The organism is Spirulina sp. 06S082 (assembly GCF_034932145.1).
Lineage (GTDB): Bacteria > Cyanobacteriota > Cyanobacteriia > Cyanobacteriales > Spirulinaceae > CCY15215.
On record NZ_JAYGHV010000388.1, the window covers coordinates 1 to 21,619 of the forward strand.

Here is a 21,619-nt window from a genome sequence, read left to right on the forward strand (position 1 = left end):
ATGGCTGGCTACCAAACGGGTCTACTACTTTGTTATATGCCCCAGGGGGGACGGGCAAAACGTTACTTGGATATGATTTTGTTTATCACTTGTTAACAGGACTTGATTGGAACGAATTTTCCGTTCCAAAAAGAACAAAAGGATTGATTGTTCAAACTGACGAAACTGAATCAGACATGATTGGGCATCTCACTGCTCGGGGATTCACTGACGAGATGGATGTGAAGATAAAGACCGATTGGAGCATGGAATACTTGCCCCAATTGTATAAAGAGATTCTGGATGGAGACTATGACTGGGTAATGATTGACTCTCTCTCCTCCGCTTCAAAATTTTCAACTATTGACGAGAACAGCGTTCAATATGCAATTCCCATTCTTCGACTAAACAAAATTGCGGCCATAACAAATACCCACATTCTCTTGCTGCATCATGCCAGTAAAGGCGATGGCAGTGTTCGCGGCTCCTCAGCAATTCAGGCTGCAGTTTCTCAAGTCATCAAGCTCGACTATGACAAGGACTCCAGTGATAATTGCATGAGAATCGCCTCATTTACTAAATCTCGGGTTCGCTCTCCGGGTTCCTATCGGATTCGACTTCATGCCGATGATGACTCCGGCGATCGCAATTACTGGACGGTCGTGGAGGAAATTAGCAGCAGAGTCGGGATTGACTTAAATAGCGATTGGAAAACCACAATCAAACATTTTCTCAAGAGAAATTTAAACAAAGTCTTCTCTGCCCGCTCGATCGCTGAAGGACTTCACGCCAATTACGACACGATTCGCAAATGTGTTGGGGAGTTGGCTGGAACGGGAGAGATCGGACGAAAAGAGCGTCCAGGGAAATTGGCCAATCTTTACTTTATTGGCAACCCGAAAAATCTTCTCAATCTCATCGGAGGATCATCACTTTCTCAACAAGAATCCCATCACCGAAAACCAGACGTGGCAACGGATTCGCTTGTTGATGATCGAGCGATCGCGGAAATTTCAGAAAATTTTCTAGAAAAAATTCCAGACAATGAGGATCATCGGATCATCAAACCAGACAAACCCAGTGATAGCAAGGGTTCTGTTGATGGGATTCTTGATGAGAAAGTGATGATCCTTGACGATCGCATCGAGGATCGTTGTGACAGTTCTCCTCAACTGGCACAAGAGGAGGATATCGCCGCGATCGCGGAAATGCTTGAACTTTGCAAAGACCTGGAAGACTATGAGGCGATCGTCAGTGTTGCTTTGCAGACAATGGAAATTTCAGGGGTTAGCGATGATCTGCTGGGATTGGCCGTTGCTCGTCTGTCTCCGGAGGAACGGTCCAGAATTGAGGCTTTTAACAATCCCTCTCGCGAAATTCAATCTGATTTTGTCATCGATGACAAATCCCTCGATGATCTTCATTTTGTTGTTGGCGATCGCGTTGTGGCGGTGGGATCGAACCTAAACCTAGGAATCGGGGAAGTTTTGGGGGTTGGTCCGGACCAAGAGCAGCAAGTGCGGGTTCGCTGGTCAAATGGCGATGAGGCCCGACATTGGGCAAAGAGTTTGGTTAAGGCCGGAAGCCGGATTTCTTACGCTGGGGAGAACAAGGGGATGAAAAAAGTTTCCCACTACAACCCTTTATTTACGGTTAAACGCTTCAAGGAGAAGGGGGACAGGATTCGCCTTGAGGTGAGCCATGAGGGGCTGGTTGCCCCTGTTTGGCTCGATCTGGATGAGTTTAAGCGTTAGTTAGTTTCCTCGCTGTCCTCGTCAATACCAATCTCTTGAGCATCGTACAGGTCAAAAGGATTGCATTCTAGCGCCTCGCACAACTTAGCCACCTTGACAAAAGTATCTACCCCTCCCCTATCTCGCTCCCAGTTGCGAATTGTAGAAGGGTCAACACCAATCAAATCGGCTAATTCACGCTGAGTAAGTTTTTTCTGCTTTCGCAGTTCAGCGACTTTAGACATATAGATTTCTCCCATGAGTTAATTCATAGCACCATTGTAGCGCTAAATTCTTCGCGCTGAATACTTGACACTATGAGAAAGTTAGCGCTAAGATAGTGACATAGGAAACGGAAGCCCGAAACCGCAAGCCTGAAGTCAACCAACACGGGCAGATACGAACCTTGAAAACCAAATAACAAAGGAGTTTCGATATGAGCGGTCTTTCATCGGACAAAGTTTGGGAACTGACCCAAAAGCGCACGGCGGCTTACGAGAAAGTTCAATCCTTGAAGGAACAGGAGGGAGTCACCCAAGAATACCTCCAAGCCCTCAAGGACTACGAACAAGCCTGCGCTGCTTTGGATCGTGCCAACAGCTAAAAAACCGCGCTCGTAGCAATACGAGCGCGAATCAAAAAACACACTTGGAATCTAACACAATGACCACTGAAATCAAAGACATCCTTAAGGCGATCGTCGGGACAGCCGGAAATTCTACTCCGGCGGGAGCGATGACAACAATCTTTACCGATTTGGTTGTCTCCGTTCTCTCCAATCCCGAAGCCATGGAAGGATTGAGTCAATTTTTCAATCCCTGCCACACCGGACCCGACGTTGCGATGGACGCTCTCGACGCTTACAAGCACGGACACCTGACCAAATCTCAAGCCATGCGAATCGTTCAAGTTTGCCTGGAAGAGCAAGGTAAAACCGTAGACGTAGAAGCCCGAGAAACCCTCGAAAAACTGTTCCGATAAACCCACCGATGGAGGTTAACCCCTCCATCTTTTTCAATAGGAGAAACCATGCTTGTCGAATTTAAGCGGACTCAAACCTTTCATCTTGAAGTCGATTCTAAAGAGGAATTGGCGAAAAAGTTAGACCTCTCTGACCCGGCGATCGTTGACGAGATTTGGGAAGGCGAAAACCTTTCCCAAGACAGCGAAATTTTTATCGAAGAACTGTTCGATGAAAACCGCATTGATAATATCCGTCACGAAATCGAAATCAGTGCCGAATAATTTAACTTTGTTGTCCTGCGGTGCGTCCTGCACCGCTTTCTTACTACTTTCTCAAATGAAACCTATTTCCTATTACTGCGACAACGCAACAACTCAATTGTTTGCCGATACCTGGGGCGATTATTTAGAAGAATTACCAACCAACGCAAAAGAATTCTTCATCTATTCGATTAGCACGCTCCTGTTTGCTAAGATTTCTGTCGATGTATTAAGGGCGCTTTTTCAATGCGATGAAAAACCCTTTATTTCCAGAAGCATTTCTTACTTCGACAAAGAAATCGAGAGTTTTCGCAATTGCTCCCAGTATGAATTAGCAAAGATTTTAGGATTTTTCAGAGATTCTTTGCTCGATGAATATCGCGAACTGGAAAATAACGGATGATCACCAAGGAGGCTATCGATAGTCACGACTAACAATTATCTCGCGATCGCATTATGCGATCGTGAGATTTTTCAGTATCAATTAATAACAGGAAAAGAACAATGGCAAGAAAAACCCAAAAGTACAACGCAGCACGAACTATAGCTACAGAATTAAACTTTCGTGGCGACTGGGATGACCAAAACGCACTCTATCAATTCCTCAACGAACATCATCATGTTTGGGATTCTAAGGTCGGAAAATGGGAAAACTACCAAGCCATTCCCTCTTACCCACCAACCGATTTATTAATGATTCGAGTCTGGACAGGAACGAGAGAAGAATCAATAGCGATCGCCCGCTTTCTCCGTTATCTTCTCGAACAACATACCGAACTGGACTTTATAGAGCAATCTGAGCCGTATGTGTGCCGACCGCCCAAACAGAATGACTACCGGGTTTATCTGAAGTTCAAAAAGAAACCTGGGCAACAGTTGACCGAACTCCTTGATGCCGTTCTCGGTTCTTCTGATAACAAAAAATAAATTGTAATCATTCTGTCCCTATTCTGTCCCTCAAAAGTCGTGAAAATTTCTACCTTGCTTGAACATAAAGATGGCAAGTTTTACAAAAAAGGGAGAGTTGCTTTTTCAAAAAGGAAAGGTTCGATTCGTTTGCGGATTGTTCATAACTATAAATATTATTCTTTAACTATCAAGGGAGGAATCACACAAAAGGCATTAGAAGCAGCAAAAGCTCTAGCAGATACTATCAATGGCGACCTCGCCTTTGATAGATTCGATACTACTTTACAGAAATATGACCCCGATCACGCAACAAGAGCTAACTTCATCGAACAAAGAAAAGAACCTGATTTAAAAGAAATTTGGGAACACTACAAAGAAGCCAAAAAATACAAAAGTGCTAAAACTACCCAAGTTTTTCAATGGCGAGAAATTGATAGATTATTGGATATTCTGTCACCAAAACAATTGAAACTATCTGAGATAGAATATCTTGGAGCGGCGGTCTTGAAAATTAGAGCATTGTCCACAACTCACAGAAATTTTCAATTCCTGAATGCTGCTATTACTCTCTATACCGGGGAAGATAAAAAACTCAAGAAACAACTACCGCCAGAACCAAAACCCTCGATAGAATGGTTTGAACCCCACGAAGTGAGATTCATTCTAGAGGCATTTCGAGACGATCGCTACAACTCAGACAGAAGCGCGTTTACTCATAGCTTCTACTATCCTTATGTAGCCTTCCTTGCACACACAGGATGCCGTCCTGAAGAAGCATTAGCTCTTTCTTGGGCAAATCTTATATGGAGTAGCGATCGCTGCGAATGTAAAGTAAAAATAGATAAGGCATATACAAAAGGAATATTGCTTCCTCATACAAAAAACTATAAAATCCGCACCATCGCACTTTCTTCATCACTAATCAAAATATTAGAAAATAATTACAAAAAATCCAATCAAAATAGATTAATTTTCCCTGGATATAAAGGAGGCTATTTGGATCATGGCAATTTTCGAGAGAGACAATGGCAACCGATCTTAGAGGCTTTGGTACGAAATGGACTGATTCGCAAATATCTAAAACCTTATTGCTTGCGTCACAGTTATGTCACTAATATGCACCATGAGGCAGAAGTCTCTTTAGTTAAGATCGCAGGGCTGATAGGAGACAAAGTTGAGACGGTCATCAAACGCTATACCGGACTAAAAGAGATGGACCCCGCAAAGATGCCTAACCTTTACTAATCCAGTCGCGATCGTCGTCAAATTCTGTCCCCTGTCTGTCCTTGCTTGAAGAAAGAAGAGAATTTTCGTAAAAAAGGAAAGTCAAAAGGCTTGAGGTGCAAGGAATACAGCCAGAGGTACAGAAAAGCTAGGAGGCTGCCTTACAAGCAGGATGTCACTGGTTCGAGTCCAGTACCGCCCATTCTCTCTATCCCCCTCCTTAAAAGTAATGGCAATTATAAATAATCAGCCGTTAGTTCAAGTTTAGATAGATAAATTTTGGCGCAACAAGATATCGCAATCTACTCAGACATTTCAGCAAACATTTGTTTGGCTGCAACCTGAATTTCGTCAGGCGACATTTCACGGAGTTGAGTTGTAATTCCCCATTCGTGGCCGAATGGGTCACGGACACGCGCAAATCGCTCACCCCAGAACACATCAGTGGGTTCCATTAAGACTGTCGAACCATTGTCTTTCATGGTTTCGACCATTTTATCGCAGTTATCGACGTACAGATGAATCGCAACGCTTGTAGCACCAAGACTCGTTGGACTTGGCGTGCCACCATGTTCCGGCAGTTCTTCACTGAGGAAGAATCGCGACAGCCCAATGCGAAACTCACAGTGCATGATACGTCCGTCAGGCATTTTAAGCAACAGGTACGGAGCAACGCCAAAAACGTTGGTGTAAAACGCGACAGCCTTTGTGGTGTCGGAGATGCTCAGATAAGGAACGAACTCGCATTTTTTCAATGAAGGCATATCGCTGGTGAAGATTGGGTTATTGGATGTGACGTTGGTTTGGCGGTATAACTATCTGTATATCTTGCAGATTACAGGACAAATACCTATAAAAATAATTATTACGTAATATCAATGAAATACGCTAAGTTAGCTAAACTGTGGGACTCATTACATTCTAGTTTCTGGTTTGTGCCAAGCCTGATGGTGGTGCTGGCGATCGCACTTTCTTTTATTACCATCTGGATTGACCAGAGACAAGCAGCCAATATCGTCGAAAAAATAGACTGGGCTTATTCTCTAGGGCCTAGTGGTTCGCGCGCCATTCTTTCGGCGATCGCGGGTTCAATGGTGACTGTTGCCACCACTGCCTTTTCTATTACGATCGTAGCACTTCAGTTAGCCTCTTCTCAGTTTGGACCGCGCTTGCTGCGTAACTTCATGCAAGACACGGGCAACCAAATTGTACTGGGAACTTTCATTTCCACTTTTGTGTATAGCTTGATGGTGCTGCGAACGATTAATGGGGTAGAAAAAGATGAGTTTGTCCCCCATCTGGCAGTGACCATCGGCATTGGTTTGGCGATCGCCAGTGTTGGTGTATTGATTTACTTTATTCATCATTCAGCCTCATCGATTCAGGTCGATCGGGTGATTAAACAGGTGGGAGACGATCTTGATGTTGCGATCGATCGGCTTTTTCCTGAAAAAATTGGACGAGGTACATCAAAGCATGGAGAGGAGGAGAGCCTAGCCGCTATTCCTGCCGACTTCGAGGACTTTTCCTGTCCCATTAAGACGATCTCCGGTGGCTACATTCAAGGCATTGATGACAATCAACTGATGCGGATTGCGACAGAGAATAATCTGTTATTACGGGTTCAGCAGCGCCCTGGTCGTTTTGTGGTGCAAGGAAGTGAAATTGTACAGATATTTCCTGAAAAAAAGTTAAACAAAAAACTTATAGCCCAGATCAATGATGCTTTTGTTCTCGGTTCACAGCGCACAGAGCAGCAAGATGTGGAGTTTCCCATTGACCAACTGGTTGAGATTGCGGTACGCGCCCTTTCTCCAGGCATTAACGATCCGTTTACTGCTATTCGCTGCATCGATCAATTGAGTGCTGCCCTTTGTCATTTAGCCGAAAGAGAAATTCCTTCTCCCTATCACTACGATGACCACAACCAGCTTCGGATCATCGCTGAACCGATCTCGTTTGCAGATGCGACGGATGCTGCTTTCAACCAGATTCGGCAGTATGGAAAGTCGAGTGTTGCGGTGACGATGCGGTTGTTAGAGGCGATCGCGGCGATCGCGCCCTTTATTCACCGAACACCAGACCGAACCACCCTACAGCGTCATGCGGATATGATTGAACGCGGTAGCCAGGAAGGAATTGCGGAGGAGTTGGACTACGAAAATGTGAAGGAGCGGTATCTGGCTGCGGTGAAGGCGATCGGTCAAGTTTAATCAATAGGCGATCGCTATTACTATGAGTTGTGATTTATGGGGCGATCGCATTAACAATCTATCTTCTAAAGGCGATCGCTATTCCTGTGAGTTGTGATTATTAGGCGATCGCATTATTTCTACGGGAAATTTTTGTAAAATCCTTCTCGACTCTCTATTTTGAGAATTTCGATAACTTCGCCATCCCAAAAAATTCCAATACGATAACTGTAGTCAAATTTAATGCGATAATATCCTGAGAAGCCTTTCAGTGCTTCAAGATCGGGGATTTCGGATAGTGATTGAGAAATTCCAATTGCTTCAATACATTTTCTGACTTTTGAGAGAATTTTTTGGTCGTTAATTCTATCTAAATCTTTTTTGAAACGTTTTGCAATTTGATATTTCATTGAGGCAAACTCTCCAAGAGAGATTGAGACTCTAATTCAGATAAAAATCCTTCTTTTCGAGAATTTTCACAAGCTAAATAAAGAATAAAGTCTTCTAATTCAGAGGAATTATTTTGAAATAAAAGTTGTAGAAAGCCTTGTCGGATTTCTGGTGGTAAGGTTTGAAAGAGGTTATAGAAACCTGTGCTAGTTAGCAAAGAATCTGTAATTTCTGCTTGACTCACGGCTATTTTTTCCTTTTTTACACAATCTTTCTCTAAATTATATCGCCATTCCTGCGAGTCGTGATTTTTAGGCGATCTAACTTAACCCACCTCAACTAAGAGCGATCGCCCTATTTTTTGACTATGTAAAACGTTTGATTATCTTTTATTTTAGGCTCAACGCTAATACCAATATTTGTTTTTTCTGTAATTGAAAGTTCTTGATAATCCTTTCTATCTAATTGGATTGTCAAAATAGGCTTTTTATAAAATCTATTTTCTTGCGTTTCAATTATCAGCACATCTCCGACTTTTATTGTATAATTGTTAATCTCAAATACTAATATTTTACTATCATATACTTTAATCACGTTTTCTATTTTTTGAAAAGTATGTATTGATTCTTGCTTGATAATTTGTTCAACTAATATTTTAAAAATGGCTTGACAATATTTCTCTAGAAATTGAATATAAGGTTCTAACGCAGAAATACCTAAAATATTTAAAACTTCCGAACCATGAGCGATTTGGTTTCTTCTTTCCACTAAGTCATTAATTTTATTATATAGATCATCTTTATTTGTCTGAGAAATAGTATTTTTATCTAAGCCAATTTCATTATTAAGTTCATCATTACTTAATAATTCATTGTTCAAATCTAAGTTTAAATATTTGAATAGCTCTACAATTTTATCATGTTTTAAATTACCTGATAAAAGAACAAACGCTTCTGTATTAATTTGATAGTTGCTAGGATTAACGATACATTCATTTAGCTTATTTAATACTTCCTCTTTTGTAAGATGCTGATATTTAGCACTTTCCCTAGTTGTAATAGTATTTATTAATTTTAAAGAAAGTTCAAAATGATTATCTCTAATCCTTTTATCCACTTGATTATATTCAGGTACTACTTTAGATAGAGAATCAAGATATTCTTTAATCCATATTTCTACATATTTTTCTAGCAGTCCATAGAGTGAAATAATAGAAGCTTTATATTCAAATATTCGTTTATCTGTTCTAAAACTTCTGTCGTGATCTTTTAGAGTATTCAGTAATTTACTAATTTGTAATTCACTGATTTTTTCATTATCACCTTCTGGAATAGAATAAGCAGTTACCTTGTTTACATATTCAAGGTGTTTTAAATATTCTTTAATTTGATTTAATTCTCTTTTGAAGTTTTCCAATGATTGTATATTCATAATTTCTATCAATAATCAAATATAGTCTTGTAGGAAATTATGAAAATACTTCATGCGTGCTTCTACATCCTTTTTGTTATTGTATCTACCATCAAAAAGGGATTTATTATTTTCTTCTTCGATATATAGCAATTCTTTATTTGAATATAGATTACTTTTAATGTCAGCTTTATTTCTGAGTAGATTTTCCTTATAGAGAATATTATTTGCAAACACCTGCATTATTGGATCATAAATAGTTTTTAATGGTGTTTTTCTATTACGCTCTTCTTTTGGAGGAATAAAAGCTGAATCTCCTAAGATAGAATAAATCAACTGAATAGTGTCTTGGAAAATATTTTCAAGATTGTCAATTGTTTCCTTAGAATAGTTATTTGCTTGTTTTAAATACTCATCTAAAAATTTATCCACTGGAGATTTTAAATTATCTATATGACGATAAGCAAAGAATCGCAAAACTAATTCTACATCTTCCATTTTGCGATAAGATTCACTTTCAAGTAATTTTTCTTCTCCTTCACTTTCTAAAGGTAAGTTCCACATTTTACGAAAATATTCATTTTGAGAAAGTTTTATACATAATTGGTTAAATTTACCATTTTGTAAAGCATTTCTTGTTTCTTGTGCAGTTAGCTTCTCTCCTCCACTATTCAATCTTTCAAAAACTATCTGTTTGAGATATTCAGCTTCTTCTTTACTTTTAGCTGTTTCTTGCAATAAAATAATAGAAGACAAATATCGTCTATCTATACCTTTTTGAACTTGCTCAGGTAAATTTTGATAATTTCGCCCGTTAAGTTCCTGCCAATACTCTAATCCTTCTAGCTCAAATTTTCCTTTATAAAAATCATATATAGCTGTCAGTCTTTGTTGTCCATCCATTACTTCATAAATAGAATAGTCTATTTCATACAAAAAAATAGGTGGAATAGGTACATTCATTATGAATGATTCTATTAAACGAGATTTTCGAGTATTGTTCCATCTTTTACGACGTTGGTATTCAGGATTTCGGATATATTTTGCACTGTCAAGCATAGCTTCTATACTATCAAGTGGATAACGAGCTTGTTCTGTTACAATTCTTATCTCTCCCTTTTTGTATTTTTCGTTAATTTTATTATCTGGCGAAAAGTTGTGAGTTACATCTGGTCTATTTTGAGAAATAAATGTTTCACCTGAAATTAAATGGCTATTTGTAATCATATTTATTCTTCCTTGTTAATTATGAGATCAATGAGTGCGCGACAACTAGCGGCTTGGGTTAAGTGCGATTATTATGGGTTGCTGCGTGCCGACTCAAGTTCGATCGCCGATCTTGTAGGAGAATTATAACTCTGTTTTTGGCTAATTCGTCGAGTTTCTGCGATCGCTTTCTCTGACGAAGTGCGATCGCATCAACAATCTATCTTCTAAAGGCGATCGCTATTCCTGTGAGTTGTGATTATTAGGCGATCGCTTTTTGTGGTGATAAGATTGGAGGAGGCGATCGCTTACTCCAAGATATTTATGAGAATGGTGCGTTCCCAACAATCTATCGGCTGAGTAGAAGAAGTTGCACTAGGGAACGCACCCTACAAGATCGGCGATCGCACTTAGCCTGTACCGTCTTTAGCAAAAGGAACTTACTGATTATCTGATTATTATGTATAGCAAACTAAAATGACTGCAAATACACAGTCGGCGTTAGCAAAATTACTCTGCGGAAACTTAGTTTCTGATGGAGGATCTGTTGATGAAGTACTAAATCATTTATCCACTTCAATTGATAATGTTGTTGAAGAGCTTGTAGCACTTTTAACACAAGAATCACCAAGTCCTAACCAAATCTCACTATTTGCCCCATTTTTAGGGAGAAGTATACTTGAATTGGGATGTACAGCCATGATTGCTAGACTAGATCCTTTTAGAGTTCTGGTAATTAGAGAATACCAAAACCAGCATGATTATTCTAAAGACAAACCGAATAAGTCTTCTATTCGTTGGCAAGGTGATGTTTTAGCGGATAGAGTTACTGATCTTTGGGCTGATAAGTCGTTACAAAACCCTACTAGAGCATTGCTCGGAGATTACTACAAAAAATTGATATGGTTTCCTAATTTTGATAAACTAAAGGATTCCATCGCGGATGTCAGTGGCGACGATTGGATTGCGCGTCTTAAAAAGAAAGAGTTTGAACAGTTTTACAATGAGACTCTTCGAGAGTTTTCAAGCTCATACTCTGAACTTTCTAAAGGAATACATCATGAACTGTTAATCCCCTTAAGATCGGCTTTAGATTTACCAACTACCAAATCTCTAATGGAAAAAACTGTTCGTAATATCGCTACACTTGGTCTATTTGTTAATGTGGTTAGTCACACTTTCAATAAACTCAATATGTCAGATGCGATCGCCGCTTACAGAGAAATTCAAGAAATAGGAGTTTTCTAATGGTTAATTATATTTATGAAAATACGTCACTGATCTTAGCCGCAGAAGATTGTTCGCCTGAAGAGTTTGAGCAATTCCATTATTTCTCAAAACAAGAGCAGCGTTTTATTTCTAATTTGATTGCTCATGGGCCAGTTCTATTAAAAGGCGCACGCGGCAGTGGTAAAAGCGCACTAATGATAGAAGCATCAAAAAGAATGTATCCTGAAAACAATACAAGCGTTGCATTCGGGATATATATCAGCCTCCGTCATCTTGAACTACTTAGAAGTGAAGGTGAGAAATATGAAAAAATGTTGTGCCAGTTAATAATTGATGCCGTAAATAAGACAATTATCAAATCAGAAGATCCATTGGAGTTTGAGGCTTTACCAAACATAACATCACTTCAGAAGGAGTTATCTGGTTTATCCAGTGCGTCTGGGAAGAGAATTGTTATTTTATTTGATGATGCAGCTCATATTGGTCGGGAAGCACCACTTCATGAGTTTTTTGATATATTTCGGACTTTATCGAATAGTACAATATCGTGTAAAGCAGCTATTTACCCTGGAGTTACTAAATTTGGTACAAGATTTGATGTCTATAATGATGCTACTGTGATCGATGTTTCAAGAAATGACGAGCTAGAGGGATATAACAAGAACTTTGCTGAGATTGTTAGAAAAAGGTTCTTACATCAGCTTCCCGAAGAATCTTTCTCTGGTCAACAGACTTTAGAAAATGTTGCTGGATTTATAGGGCGTGCTGTACTTGGAAATATGAGGGGATTCTTGTTTGCTTGGAATAGTCTTTCAGCTAACTGTGGAGACAACAAAGTTAGTTTGACTTATATTACCAAGACGCTGATAGACCTTGCGAGTAATTACTATTGGCCGTTGATTGATGAGCTTAAGCCCAAACTTGGTATTTACGACCCAATGATTGATCCCGCGATCGAAATTGCGGAATCGATATTTGAGGAGGCGGGCAGACAGAAAAAACAGAATGTACTCATTTTAAGAGAGATCGTACAACGTCTATCAAAGCCACTAGAAATACTGGAGTATACTGGATTTATTTCAATTCGAGATGTTTCACGAGCAATGAAATCAAGAGGAAGAGGAACAAGATATAGTTTAAATCTTTGCACTTTATTGGAAAAAATTCCTGGAGCTAGAGTTACTAATGAAATTTACATTGGATGGTTAAATGAGAAAAACGAGAAAAATGAACCTTTAGAATTGCATAAAACAAGTGAATTGTTTCGGATTCAACCACCAGAATTACTTGGGCGGGGTGAAATGCTAATTTTAAATAGTGATATTAGCGTCCTAAAAAAATCTAAGGCTTATCCTTATGGACTCACAGAAGATAAAGTTGAAATCCTAAAATCTGCCAACTATAATACTGTTGCTGAATTAGCAGAAGCTAGAGATGAGGCTTTATTAAAATTGGGTGGAATAGGGGAGGGAACTTTAAAGAGAATTCGTAGTACTGTTGCTCAAGCTGTTTGGATGTAGATATTTCTGTCATTGTAAGTGGCGATCGCCAGTCCTAATGAGTCGTGATTTTTAGGCTTTAGTGAACAGAATTTTTCACCTTAGCTTTACCCTTACCTAAAAAGAGTAAAAGGGGCAACGAACAGAGAAATACAACCCCCACAAAACGAAAAATATCAGCGTAGGAAAGGATTGCTGATTGCAGATTGACGGCACGATCGAGGGTTATTAAGGCTTGTTGTTGCGCCATACCGACATCGGAACCTTGGCTTTGAAGTACGCCTCTCAATAACTCTAGCCGTTGTACTGTTTGGGGATCGTAAGCAGTCAATTGTGATAATAAAATAGCGCGATGAAAGGCTTCTCTTTTGACGAGTAAGGTGGAAAGAATCGCGATGCCGATACTGCCGCCCAACTGACGGGTTAGATTATAAAAGCCAGAACCTGCGGGAATATCTTGTTTGGGTAAACCGCCCAAGGTTGCTATACTGAGGGGCAAAAACATCAAGACTGTAACGGCTCCACGCCAGACTAACGGTAAAAATAAGTCGTCTGTGCCTGTTTGTGGGGTGATGTTGGCAAGGTTGAACATTACGGCAGATAAACCGATCGCCCCTAAGCCGATTAGAATTCGTGCGTCTACTTTTGAGGATATTTTGCCCAGCACAACCATCATGATTGCCGAAGCTAATGCTCCCGGTGCAAGGAGCAAACCTGTTTGGGTGGCAGAAAAGTGCAGCACGCCTTGGGTAAACAGGGGAAGGGCAAATAATGTTCCGTATAAGCCCATACCGAGAATACCAGAGTAAATACTTCCGGCGGCAAGGGAACGGTGACGCAATACTCGTAAATCTACGGCGGGCGATCGCACTTTCAATTCGCGAATAATAAACAGCACTAAGCCCACCACTGCCAATATTGCCAATATTACGATCTGGTTGGATTCAAACCAATCTTCCTTTTCGCCTTCTTCCAGTAAAGCTTGTAAACTGCCGACGGCAATCACGAGTAAGGCAATGCCCCACCAATCGACGGGTTGTTGCTGCTGCGATCGCCCTTTTATATCTGGACGTAAAAATAGCAGCGCCATCACGACGGCAAGGATACCCACGGGCAAGTTAATAAAGAAAATCCAACGCCAGCCTAATGTATCGGTTAAATAGCCTCCCAAAGTTGGACCGATCGCCGGCCCCGCAATCACCCCTACGCCAAATACTGCCTGAGCAAGCCCCTGTTCCTCTGGCGGAAACGTTTCAAATAAAATTGTTTGGGCTTTGGCGAGTAAACCACCACCACACAACCCTTGCAGAATTCGGGAGATTACCAACATGGACAGATTTACCGCAAAACCACACAGCACCGAGGCGAGGGTAAAGCCCACCAGCGAAAAGACAAAATAGGATTTCTTGCCAAAAAAATCGCCTAACCATGCCGATAACGGAATCAGCACCACATTGGCGATCGCATAACCCGTGACCACCCAACCCACTTCACTAACCGTCGCCCCCAAAGTTGCCTGAATATCCGTTAACGCCACATTGACGATACTGGTATCAATCACCTCTAAAATTGCCCCCAAGGAAGCAGTTACGGCGATCGCCCACTTGAGAGGACCCTGCACATAATCAGCCGTCAGATCCTGCTTTAACCTTGAGGCGGATGCAGCATTAGTATTTGCCATAAAATCCCCAAAAAGAACTTAACTCGTCTATAGCGAGGGTGAATGAGATCCCCCCAAACCCCCTTAAAAACTGGGGGCTTTGAATCTTTTTCCTTTTGCTTTCAATTAGACGTTTCGACGATCGCCGTCACATTTAAACCCAGTCGCAGTTTATGTTGAGGATCTGCGTCTGCATCGAAGACCAAACGCACTGGAACCCACTGCACTACTTTGTTGAAATTGCCCGTCGCATTATCAGGAGCAATGAGCGCGTAACTCGATCCCGTGGCGGGACTAATCGCCGTAACCGTCGCCGGAAAAGTTTCATTGGGATAGGCATCCACCTCAATTTCTGCCTTTTCGCCTACCCGCAGTTTAGCCAAGGCTGTTTCCTTAAAATTCGCTTCCACATAAATCCGATCGGTTTGCAGTGGCACAATCGAGAGTAAAGGTTGTCCTGCCTGCGCTTTTTGTCCGAGTTGGGCGGTTAACTGACCGACATAACCACTTACAGGTGCTTTAATTTCGAGATAGGTGAGTTGCTGGCGGGCTAATGCAAGGGTGGCGATCGCCTGTTGCACCTGAGCCTGAGCCTGTTTTTGCCGATCCTGTTGCACGATAATGTTTTGCCCCGAAACCCGAGTTTCCGCCACCTGTCCTTTCGCCGCATTCACTTGCGCCATACTCGTTCGGAGTTGCGCTTGCCCACTCGCTAATTCAGCCTGAGCTTGAGCTACCCCTTGCGTTGCCGCCGCTAAACCCGCCTGAGCATTGTTATAGGCTGCCTGCGCTAAGTCGAATTGTTGTGCTGAAACTGCCCCCTCGTCATACAAAAATTTATAGCGTTGAAAGTCTGCTTGGGTACGAGTAACCTCTGTTTGTACTTGGTTTACGGCAGCTTGCTTGGTTTTAATCTGTGCCTGCAATTTCAGGATCTGTGCCTGTGCCTCCTGAATCCCCGATTGACTCGCGGCTAGGTTGGCTTGCGATCGCCCAACTTGGGTGGGATTAATTTGGCGCGTCACTTCCACGGTATCCCGCGCACCAGCTAACTGAGCCTGAGCATTCACTAATGCCGCTTCCGCCTCTTGTATCTTCAACTGCAAATCCTTGTCTTCCAATCTCAGCAAAACTTGTCCCGCTTTAACCGAGTCGCCTGCTTTCACCAAAATTTCTTGAACGGTTGCTGGAATCTCCGCCGAAATGGGCGAAACATAGCCACGAATTTCGGCATTTTCCGTCGTGACATGGGTTTGCTGAAATTTCCACCAGCGATCGCCCCAATATCCCCCCATCGCCAGCAGCAATAATCCCAGCACCCACAACAGGATTCGCCCATAAGGTTTACCTGATTTCACAATGTCTCGATCGGTTGCATCACTTGCCGCCGTTTGGGTCCCCACCTCATCGGTTGCAACAGAGGAAACCTCGGAGTCTAAAGTCTCTAACTGAGGTAACTCTGATTTGGGATTTACCGCATCTTCTCGTGCTTGAGTTTGAGTCATAACAATTTCAAAGAATTTTCACGAATGGGACAAATGCCCTGCACAAACAAATTCACACAATCTTGAACATAGCGATCGCGGCTATAATTGCGATCGATCAACATCACATGGCGGCGCAACATCCCAGCCAACAACATCCCCGTCAACTGATCCACTGCGAGGGATAAATCAATATCAGCACGCACCAAATCTCGCTCCAAACAATGCTGTAAATAAGCAATCAGTTTTTCCCGTAAGGGCAGAAAATATTGCTGCAACACTTGCAAAGATTCCTGTGGATGTCGTTGAGCTTCCCCAATAAACATCCGAATCAGAGCCTCGTATTCCTCCAGCATTTGGTCATACAAACGGGCATAGTTGAGGAGATCGATCTGAATATCCTGCGTCCATTCATCTTGATGAGCTAAGGCTTCTGCACTCAGCGCTGTGATATGTTCTGCCACTGCCCCCAATAACTGATCCTTGCTTTGGAAATGACGAAATAGCGTGACCTCGTTCACCTCCGCGAGACGGGCAATCTCACGGGTTGTTGCGCCCACAATCCCCTTTGCAGAAAATACGGCGATCGCTGCCTTTAGTAGACGATCTTTAGTTTTACGGGTTTTGCTGTGTACTGGCTTCATCAATAAATGTAAGTGCTTACTTGCATTTTAGTTACAAATCCTAGCAACTGCCACTTTCTTAACCTGAATCTGGCATTTCTTCCCAATCGGAATGATGCACAACTCCCTTAATTGTTTAGTTGAACGGCGATCGCACTAAAGCTAAAGGGTTTGCTGTATTGCGATCGCACTTCCTGTGAGTCGTAGTTAATTAATTCTGGGGAGACAGGATGCCAAAGTTTAATGCGATCGTCAAATCCACCACTGGCTAATACTGCACCATCCGGACTAAAAGCTAAGGCTTCAATCCAGTCTGGATGTCCCGTAAAAGCGTTAATAAGTTCCCCCGTTTCTACATTCCAAAGTCGAATCCCATCTCGACTTCCACTGGCAAAGAAAGTACCACTGGGATGCACTGCGATCGCATTAATATTCCCTGTATGTCCTGCTAAGGTATTTAATAACTGACCCGTTGCCGATCGCCAAAGTTTGATTGTGCGATCGTGACTCCCAGAAATCAGAATTTCTCCATCGGGGGTAAAGGCTAAAGAATCAATTGTTTCAGTATGAGCATCAATTGTAGTGGAAACTTCTCCCGTTCTTAAATTCCATAATTTAATCGTTCCATCCTGTCCGCCACTGGCTAAAATATAACCGTTGGGATGAATTGCTAAAGCATTAATTAATTCAAAACGTACCAGGTTATAAAGCGGTTTCATGGTGCGTAAATCCCAAACGCGAATCCCATCCAAACCGCCGCTAATTAAGACTTGACTATCGGGGGTAATAGCGAGGGAAAGAATATTATTTTGATGTCCTAAAATCCAGAGTTTGTTTGTTTTTCGATTGCGGTTTTGCCATTCCCATAAGGAAACTCCTGCAACATCGCTACTACTAACAATAAGTTCTCCTTCTGCGGCGATCGCGATCGCTGTAACTCTTCCATTTTGAATGCGGTTGCGCCTTATCCTCCGTCCAGAATCAACATTCCAAACATAAATACTGCCATCATTTTCACTTCCTCCACTGGCTAAAGTCTGACTATCGGGACTAAATGCTAAGGACATAATCGGAGCATTATGTCCTTCTAAAATATGCAAGGTATCGACATTAAGCCATTGTTTAATAATTGATTTGTCTGTAAGAGGAATTGTTTCTTCTTCTTCTTGGTTAAACTCGTAGATATCTTCAATTTCCGGCGCGATCGCATCATCAGCAAAAACAGGAATAATTGTAGAAAAAGAAGCAATCCATAAAACTGATAAAAATAGAAAAACTTTCATGACTAATTAAACTCAATAACAATATCAGGGGAAGATTAATCGCGGTTTTCCAACCAATTAGATAACTCCTCTAAGCTCGAAAAATCTAAGATGCACCCTTTCAGACTCCTTTTGTCTTCTTCTATATTAACTGATGCACCCTCTCGGAATTCAATTCTTGCACATTCCCCAAAACAATTGTAGCGCCTGCTTGTTTTAACTGTTCTGCATAACTTTCTTTTCGTTCTGGACTAGATTGAACATGAGGGGGTAAAATACCAATTCCGATCCAAGTTCTTCGCGGTTGTAATGCCTTGGCTTTCTCTACTGTATACATATCTGCCACTGTATCCCCCGCATAAAATACAGGGGAATTTGCTGCCAAATTGTGCTTTATTTCTAACTGCTTCACAGTCTCAAAAAGACCCGTTGGATCTGGCTTTCCCGGTGCATCTTCCATCGCAATTAAAACCGGATTTTCTAACCCCAAACGCCCGCTTAAAACATATTCCGCCGAACCTCGGGTAGCACCGCTAAAAAAGCCCCAGGCTATCCCATTTTCGCTTAAAGTTTCTAAATATTTTGCTTGCAATAATAGCGGTTCTGTGGTAATATACCCATTGAAATTTTCACCGTCTGTACCGCGATAGCGAGATTGGAAAAACTCAACGATCGCCGCGTAATTCAACTCAATTTCGTCCCGTATTTTGCCTTGGGACTCAAAATAACGATAAATTAACTCTTGGGAGCCTTCCCAGTCATTATTCCAAATTCCCTCAGATTTGAGGCGATCGATGTCTTCGGGAGTGGGACGATATCCCCCTAGGGTAAACTCCTCCACCGTATCCGCAAGGGCGCGACGATAAGAATTACCCACATCTCGCACTACACCATCAATATCAAAAACAATAATCATAATTATTTTATTTTATTTATTTTATTGCTATCCTAAATCTAAGATATAATAGTAAATTGTCGATTTATTTTTTAACTCGTCTGAGACGCAAATAGGAGGTGTCATTGGAAATAGAACCTAGATTTATCTTAAAGATCCTGTGGTTGGATGCAAATGTGGCGATCGCTGTCGATCAAATTGTCGGGAAAGGAACCAGTCCTTTAACCAAGTATTTTTTCTGGCCGCGCACGGATGCTTGGGAAGAACTTAAAACCGAATTAGAAGCCAAACATTGGATCGGTGAAACCGAGCGTATCGAACTTCTCAATAAAGCCACGGAAGTGATTAACTACTGGCAAGAAGAAGGCAAGCGCACCCCCATGAACAAAGCTCAAGACAAATTTCCAGAAGTTGTTTTTACAGGTAGTAATTAAAAATACCTTTGGGACAAATGTACGGGACGGAGAAATTTTCTCCGTCCCGCTTTGGTTTAGACTTAATTATCTTTAACCATGCCTCCTGCGGCTTGAAACAGCGATCGCGTCCGCTTCAAGGCTTGTTCCGCCTGAATTTTACCCTGCCGATCGCCCTCAGCAACTTTATTGAGAGCGGCGATCGCTCCTTCATAGTCAGCCTTTGCTTGTTCGAGATCGATACTATCTCCTCGTTGAGCGCCGTTGACCAGAATTGTCACCGTATTCTCTTCAACTTCTGCAAAGCCACCAAAGAGCGCGATCGCCTGCCAATCTTTCTCTGGACGTACCCGCATCACCCCAACATCTAGAGCCGTTAAAAGAGGAGCATGGCCGCTCAAAATCCCTAACTGTCCCGTGCTGCTCGGTAAAATAATCTCTTGACACGTATCATCCCAAACCGTCTTATCGGGAGAAATAACGCGAACATTTAATGTCATTGTTTTTTAATTCCTTGTTCTTTCTGAAAACCAGCCATCGGTTATCAGTTACCAGTTACCGATAACTGATAACCGAATCACTGAAATTAATCTTTTTTCATTTTTTCGGCTTCAGCCTTCGCTTCCTCAATATCACCGACCAAGTAAAATGCCTGTTCGGGGAGATCGTCCAACTCACCATTAAGAATCATTTTGAAACCCTTAATTGTGTCCTCTAAAGTCACATATTTCCCTGGAGAGCCGGTAAAGACCTCAGCCACAAAGAAAGGCTGAGACAAGAAACGTTCGATCTTACGAGCGCGATCGACAGCGAGGCGATCGTCTTCAGAAAGTTCGTCCAACCCGAGAATAGCAATAATATCTTGCAATTCTTTGTAACGCTGTAAGGTCGCTTGTACCGCACGAGCCGTATTGTAATGCTCGTCACCAACAATACTCGGTTGTAACATCGTAGAGGTTGAATCGAGGGGATCTACCGCCGGATAAATCCCCTTAGAAGCCAAACCTCGAGAAAGTACCGTCGTTCCATCCAAGTGAGCAAAAGTTGTTGCTGGTGCGGGGTCGGTTAAATCATCCGCAGGCACGTAAACCGCTTGAATTGAAGTGATCGAACCTTCCTTAGTAGAGGTAATGCGCTCTTGCAAATCTCCCATATCGGTTCCCAACGTCGGCTGATATCCTACCGCAGAAGGCATCCGTCCGAGGAGTGCCGAAACTTCCGCACCTGCTTGCACGAACCGGAAAATATTGTCAATAAAGAGCAATACATCTTGCTTGTTGACATCGCGGAAATATTCCGCCATCGTCAAAGCCGATAAACCTACCCGCATCCGAGCGCCGGGGGGTTCGTTCATCTGACCGTAAACCAAGGCAATTTTGGACTCGTTGAGATTATTTGAGTCGATAACCTTGGATTCGATCATTTCATTGTAGAGATCGTTTCCTTCACGAGTTCGTTCTCCTACACCAGCAAATACGGAAACTCCTCCGTGGTTAATGGCAATATTGTTGATCAACTCCATCATAATGACGGTTTTGCCTACACCTGCACCGCCAAATAGACCAATTTTGCCGCCACGACGGTAAGGAGTCAGAAGGTCAATGACCTTAATCCCAGTTTCAAATACTGTTGGTTTGATTTCCAGTTCCGTGAGTTTAGGCGCAAAACGATGAATGGAAGAAGTCTCTGAGGCACCGACATCCCCTTTATTATCAACGGGTTCTCCCAAAACATTGAAGATGCGACCGAGGGTTACTTTGCCAACGGGAACAGTAATGGGGGCGTTCGTATCGATGACATCCATGCCTCGTACCAGTCCATCCGTTCCACTCATCGCAACAGCGCGGACTTGATTATCACCAAGAAGTTGTTGGACTTCACAGGTCACGGCGACAGTATTACCGGCTGAGTTTGTGCCTTCAATTCTTAAAGCCGTATAAATTTGCGGCATTTTTCCCCTCGGAAATTCAGCATCGATGACGGGACCGATGACCTGTACGATTTTTCCAATGTTGGTTTGTTCTGTTGTGGCTACCATGCTTAAATGCTATTTTGACAGTTCGTTATGCTTGACAATCCGACACCTTAGTGGTATGCGATTTTTTGGCAATGGCATTAAGAGCAATAACCGATCGCGATCGCACTGGATTGCAGGAAAGTCTTAAGCTAATGTGAAATTTTCCATTCTACAGATTATCATTCCCTGACCCCCTCTCCCACTAAATTTATGATTTACGAAACATTTGGCATGAGGGAGTGGCGATCGCATATTCTCATCAATGTTTA

24 protein-coding genes are annotated in these 21,619 nt (G+C 42.0%); 11 read left to right on the forward strand and 13 right to left on the reverse strand.

What is annotated here, in order from left to right:
- Nucleotides 1–1,733, forward strand: a 1,733-nt coding sequence (locus VB714_RS22555) for an AAA family ATPase (RefSeq protein WP_323226973.1), incomplete at its 5' end; no start/stop codon positions are given.
- Here VB714_RS22555 and VB714_RS22560 read toward each other — a convergent pair.
- Complete coding sequence (locus VB714_RS22560; RefSeq protein WP_323226975.1) at nucleotides 1,730–1,957, reverse strand: helix-turn-helix transcriptional regulator; 228 nt, start codon at nucleotides 1,955–1,957, stop codon at nucleotides 1,730–1,732. The two genes, VB714_RS22555 and VB714_RS22560, sit on opposite strands and share 4 nt — an antisense overlap.
- Before the next feature lie 191 nt (nucleotides 1,958–2,148).
- Here VB714_RS22560 and VB714_RS22565 point away from each other — a divergent pair, with 191 nt between their 5' ends.
- The 6 genes from VB714_RS22565 (at nucleotide 2,149) to VB714_RS22590 (ending at nucleotide 5,090) form a co-directional block, all read left to right on the forward strand.
- Nucleotides 2,149–2,316 carry a hypothetical protein gene (locus tag VB714_RS22565; RefSeq protein WP_323226977.1) on the forward strand — a complete coding sequence of 56 codons (168 nt, stop codon included), beginning with the start codon at nucleotides 2,149–2,151 and terminating at the stop codon, nucleotides 2,314–2,316.
- Nucleotides 2,317–2,375: 59 nt separating this feature from the next.
- Entirely contained in the window at nucleotides 2,376–2,693 is a 318-nt protein-coding gene (locus tag VB714_RS22570) for a hypothetical protein (protein WP_323226979.1), read from the forward strand.
- A 48-nt stretch (nucleotides 2,694–2,741) separates the two neighbouring features.
- The gene (locus VB714_RS22575) at nucleotides 2,742–2,957 is read left to right on the forward strand and encodes a hypothetical protein (RefSeq protein ID WP_323226981.1); all 216 of its coding nucleotides are present in this window, start codon (nucleotides 2,742–2,744) and stop codon (nucleotides 2,955–2,957) included.
- Nucleotides 2,947–3,339 carry a hypothetical protein gene (locus VB714_RS22580; RefSeq protein ID WP_323226982.1) on the forward strand — a complete coding sequence of 131 codons (393 nt, stop codon included), beginning with the start codon at nucleotides 2,947–2,949 and terminating at the stop codon, nucleotides 3,337–3,339. The genes VB714_RS22575 and VB714_RS22580 overlap by 11 nt, the downstream gene beginning before the upstream one ends.
- A gap of 101 nt (nucleotides 3,340–3,440) precedes the next feature.
- Nucleotides 3,441–3,863 carry a hypothetical protein gene (locus tag VB714_RS22585; RefSeq protein WP_323226984.1) on the forward strand — a complete coding sequence of 141 codons (423 nt, stop codon included), beginning with the start codon at nucleotides 3,441–3,443 and terminating at the stop codon, nucleotides 3,861–3,863.
- A gap of 39 nt (nucleotides 3,864–3,902) precedes the next feature.
- Nucleotides 3,903–5,090, forward strand: coding sequence for a tyrosine-type recombinase/integrase (locus VB714_RS22590; protein WP_323226986.1), 1,188 nt, complete (start codon nucleotides 3,903–3,905; stop codon nucleotides 5,088–5,090).
- A gap of 281 nt (nucleotides 5,091–5,371) precedes the next feature.
- Here the strand turns inward: VB714_RS22590 and VB714_RS22595 are convergent, their stop codons facing one another.
- Nucleotides 5,372–5,833: a VOC family protein gene (locus VB714_RS22595; RefSeq protein WP_323226987.1), complete on the reverse strand. Its 462-nt coding sequence runs from the start codon at nucleotides 5,831–5,833 to the stop codon at nucleotides 5,372–5,374.
- Nucleotides 5,834–5,947: 114 nt separating this feature from the next.
- On the opposite strand from VB714_RS22595, the gene VB714_RS22600 reads away from it, so the two are divergent.
- The gene (locus tag VB714_RS22600) at nucleotides 5,948–7,282 is read left to right on the forward strand and encodes a DUF2254 domain-containing protein (protein WP_323226988.1); all 1,335 of its coding nucleotides are present in this window, start codon (nucleotides 5,948–5,950) and stop codon (nucleotides 7,280–7,282) included.
- A gap of 119 nt (nucleotides 7,283–7,401) precedes the next feature.
- Here the strand turns inward: VB714_RS22600 and VB714_RS22605 are convergent, their stop codons facing one another.
- The 4 genes from VB714_RS22605 to VB714_RS22620 form a co-directional block, all read right to left on the reverse strand.
- Nucleotides 7,402–7,671 (reverse strand): type II toxin-antitoxin system RelE/ParE family toxin, encoded by a 270-nt coding sequence (locus VB714_RS22605; RefSeq protein WP_323226990.1) that lies wholly within the window; start codon nucleotides 7,669–7,671, stop codon nucleotides 7,402–7,404.
- Entirely contained in the window at nucleotides 7,668–7,895 is a 228-nt protein-coding gene (locus tag VB714_RS22610; RefSeq protein ID WP_204103800.1) for a hypothetical protein, read from the reverse strand. Before VB714_RS22610 ends, VB714_RS22605 begins: the two co-directional genes overlap by 4 nt.
- Before the next feature lie 110 nt (nucleotides 7,896–8,005).
- Nucleotides 8,006–9,082 carry an MAE_28990/MAE_18760 family HEPN-like nuclease gene (locus VB714_RS22615; RefSeq protein WP_323226993.1) on the reverse strand — a complete coding sequence of 359 codons (1,077 nt, stop codon included), beginning with the start codon at nucleotides 9,080–9,082 and terminating at the stop codon, nucleotides 8,006–8,008.
- 15 nt (nucleotides 9,083–9,097) lie between these two features.
- The gene (locus VB714_RS22620; RefSeq protein WP_323226996.1) at nucleotides 9,098–10,288 is read right to left on the reverse strand and encodes a DUF262 domain-containing protein; all 1,191 of its coding nucleotides are present in this window, start codon (nucleotides 10,286–10,288) and stop codon (nucleotides 9,098–9,100) included.
- A gap of 456 nt (nucleotides 10,289–10,744) precedes the next feature.
- Between VB714_RS22620 and VB714_RS22625 the strand changes: the two genes are divergently transcribed.
- Nucleotides 10,745–11,515, forward strand: coding sequence for a hypothetical protein (locus VB714_RS22625; protein ID WP_323226998.1), 771 nt, complete (start codon nucleotides 10,745–10,747; stop codon nucleotides 11,513–11,515).
- Nucleotides 11,515–13,017, forward strand: coding sequence for a hypothetical protein (locus VB714_RS22630; protein ID WP_323226999.1), 1,503 nt, complete (start codon nucleotides 11,515–11,517; stop codon nucleotides 13,015–13,017). Before VB714_RS22625 ends, VB714_RS22630 begins: the two co-directional genes overlap by 1 nt.
- Nucleotides 13,018–13,075: 58 nt before the next feature.
- Here the strand turns inward: VB714_RS22630 and VB714_RS22635 are convergent, their stop codons facing one another.
- The 5 genes from VB714_RS22635 to VB714_RS22655 form a co-directional block, all read right to left on the reverse strand.
- Nucleotides 13,076–14,677, reverse strand: a complete 1,602-nt coding sequence (locus VB714_RS22635; protein ID WP_323227000.1) for a DHA2 family efflux MFS transporter permease subunit — start codon at nucleotides 14,675–14,677, stop codon at nucleotides 13,076–13,078.
- A 101-nt stretch (nucleotides 14,678–14,778) separates the two neighbouring features.
- Nucleotides 14,779–16,161 (reverse strand): HlyD family secretion protein, encoded by a 1,383-nt coding sequence (locus VB714_RS22640; RefSeq protein WP_323227001.1) that lies wholly within the window; start codon nucleotides 16,159–16,161, stop codon nucleotides 14,779–14,781.
- The gene (locus VB714_RS22645) at nucleotides 16,158–16,784 is read right to left on the reverse strand and encodes a TetR/AcrR family transcriptional regulator (RefSeq protein WP_323227002.1); all 627 of its coding nucleotides are present in this window, start codon (nucleotides 16,782–16,784) and stop codon (nucleotides 16,158–16,160) included. The genes VB714_RS22640 and VB714_RS22645 overlap by 4 nt, the downstream gene beginning before the upstream one ends.
- A gap of 107 nt (nucleotides 16,785–16,891) precedes the next feature.
- On the reverse strand, nucleotides 16,892–18,046 hold the full coding sequence (locus tag VB714_RS22650; protein WP_323227003.1) for a WD40 repeat domain-containing protein: 1,155 nt from the start codon (nucleotides 18,044–18,046) through the stop codon (nucleotides 16,892–16,894).
- A gap of 121 nt (nucleotides 18,047–18,167) precedes the next feature.
- The gene (locus VB714_RS22655; protein WP_323227004.1) at nucleotides 18,168–18,941 is read right to left on the reverse strand and encodes a TIGR01548 family HAD-type hydrolase; all 774 of its coding nucleotides are present in this window, start codon (nucleotides 18,939–18,941) and stop codon (nucleotides 18,168–18,170) included.
- Nucleotides 18,942–19,051: 110 nt separating this feature from the next.
- On the opposite strand from VB714_RS22655, the gene VB714_RS22660 reads away from it, so the two are divergent.
- Nucleotides 19,052–19,354, forward strand: a complete 303-nt coding sequence (locus VB714_RS22660; RefSeq protein ID WP_204106671.1) for a 30S ribosomal protein PSRP-3 — start codon at nucleotides 19,052–19,054, stop codon at nucleotides 19,352–19,354.
- 62 nt (nucleotides 19,355–19,416) lie between these two features.
- Here the strand turns inward: VB714_RS22660 and atpC are convergent, their stop codons facing one another.
- Both atpC and atpD read right to left on the reverse strand, forming a co-directional pair.
- A complete protein-coding gene (gene atpC, locus VB714_RS22665) occupies nucleotides 19,417–19,833 on the reverse strand; it encodes an ATP synthase F1 subunit epsilon (protein ID WP_323227006.1) in 417 nt (138 codons plus the stop codon).
- An 86-nt stretch (nucleotides 19,834–19,919) separates the two neighbouring features.
- On the reverse strand, nucleotides 19,920–21,371 hold the full coding sequence (gene atpD / locus VB714_RS22670; RefSeq protein ID WP_323227007.1) for a F0F1 ATP synthase subunit beta: 1,452 nt from the start codon (nucleotides 21,369–21,371) through the stop codon (nucleotides 19,920–19,922).
- Nucleotides 21,372–21,619 lie beyond the last annotated feature (248 nt).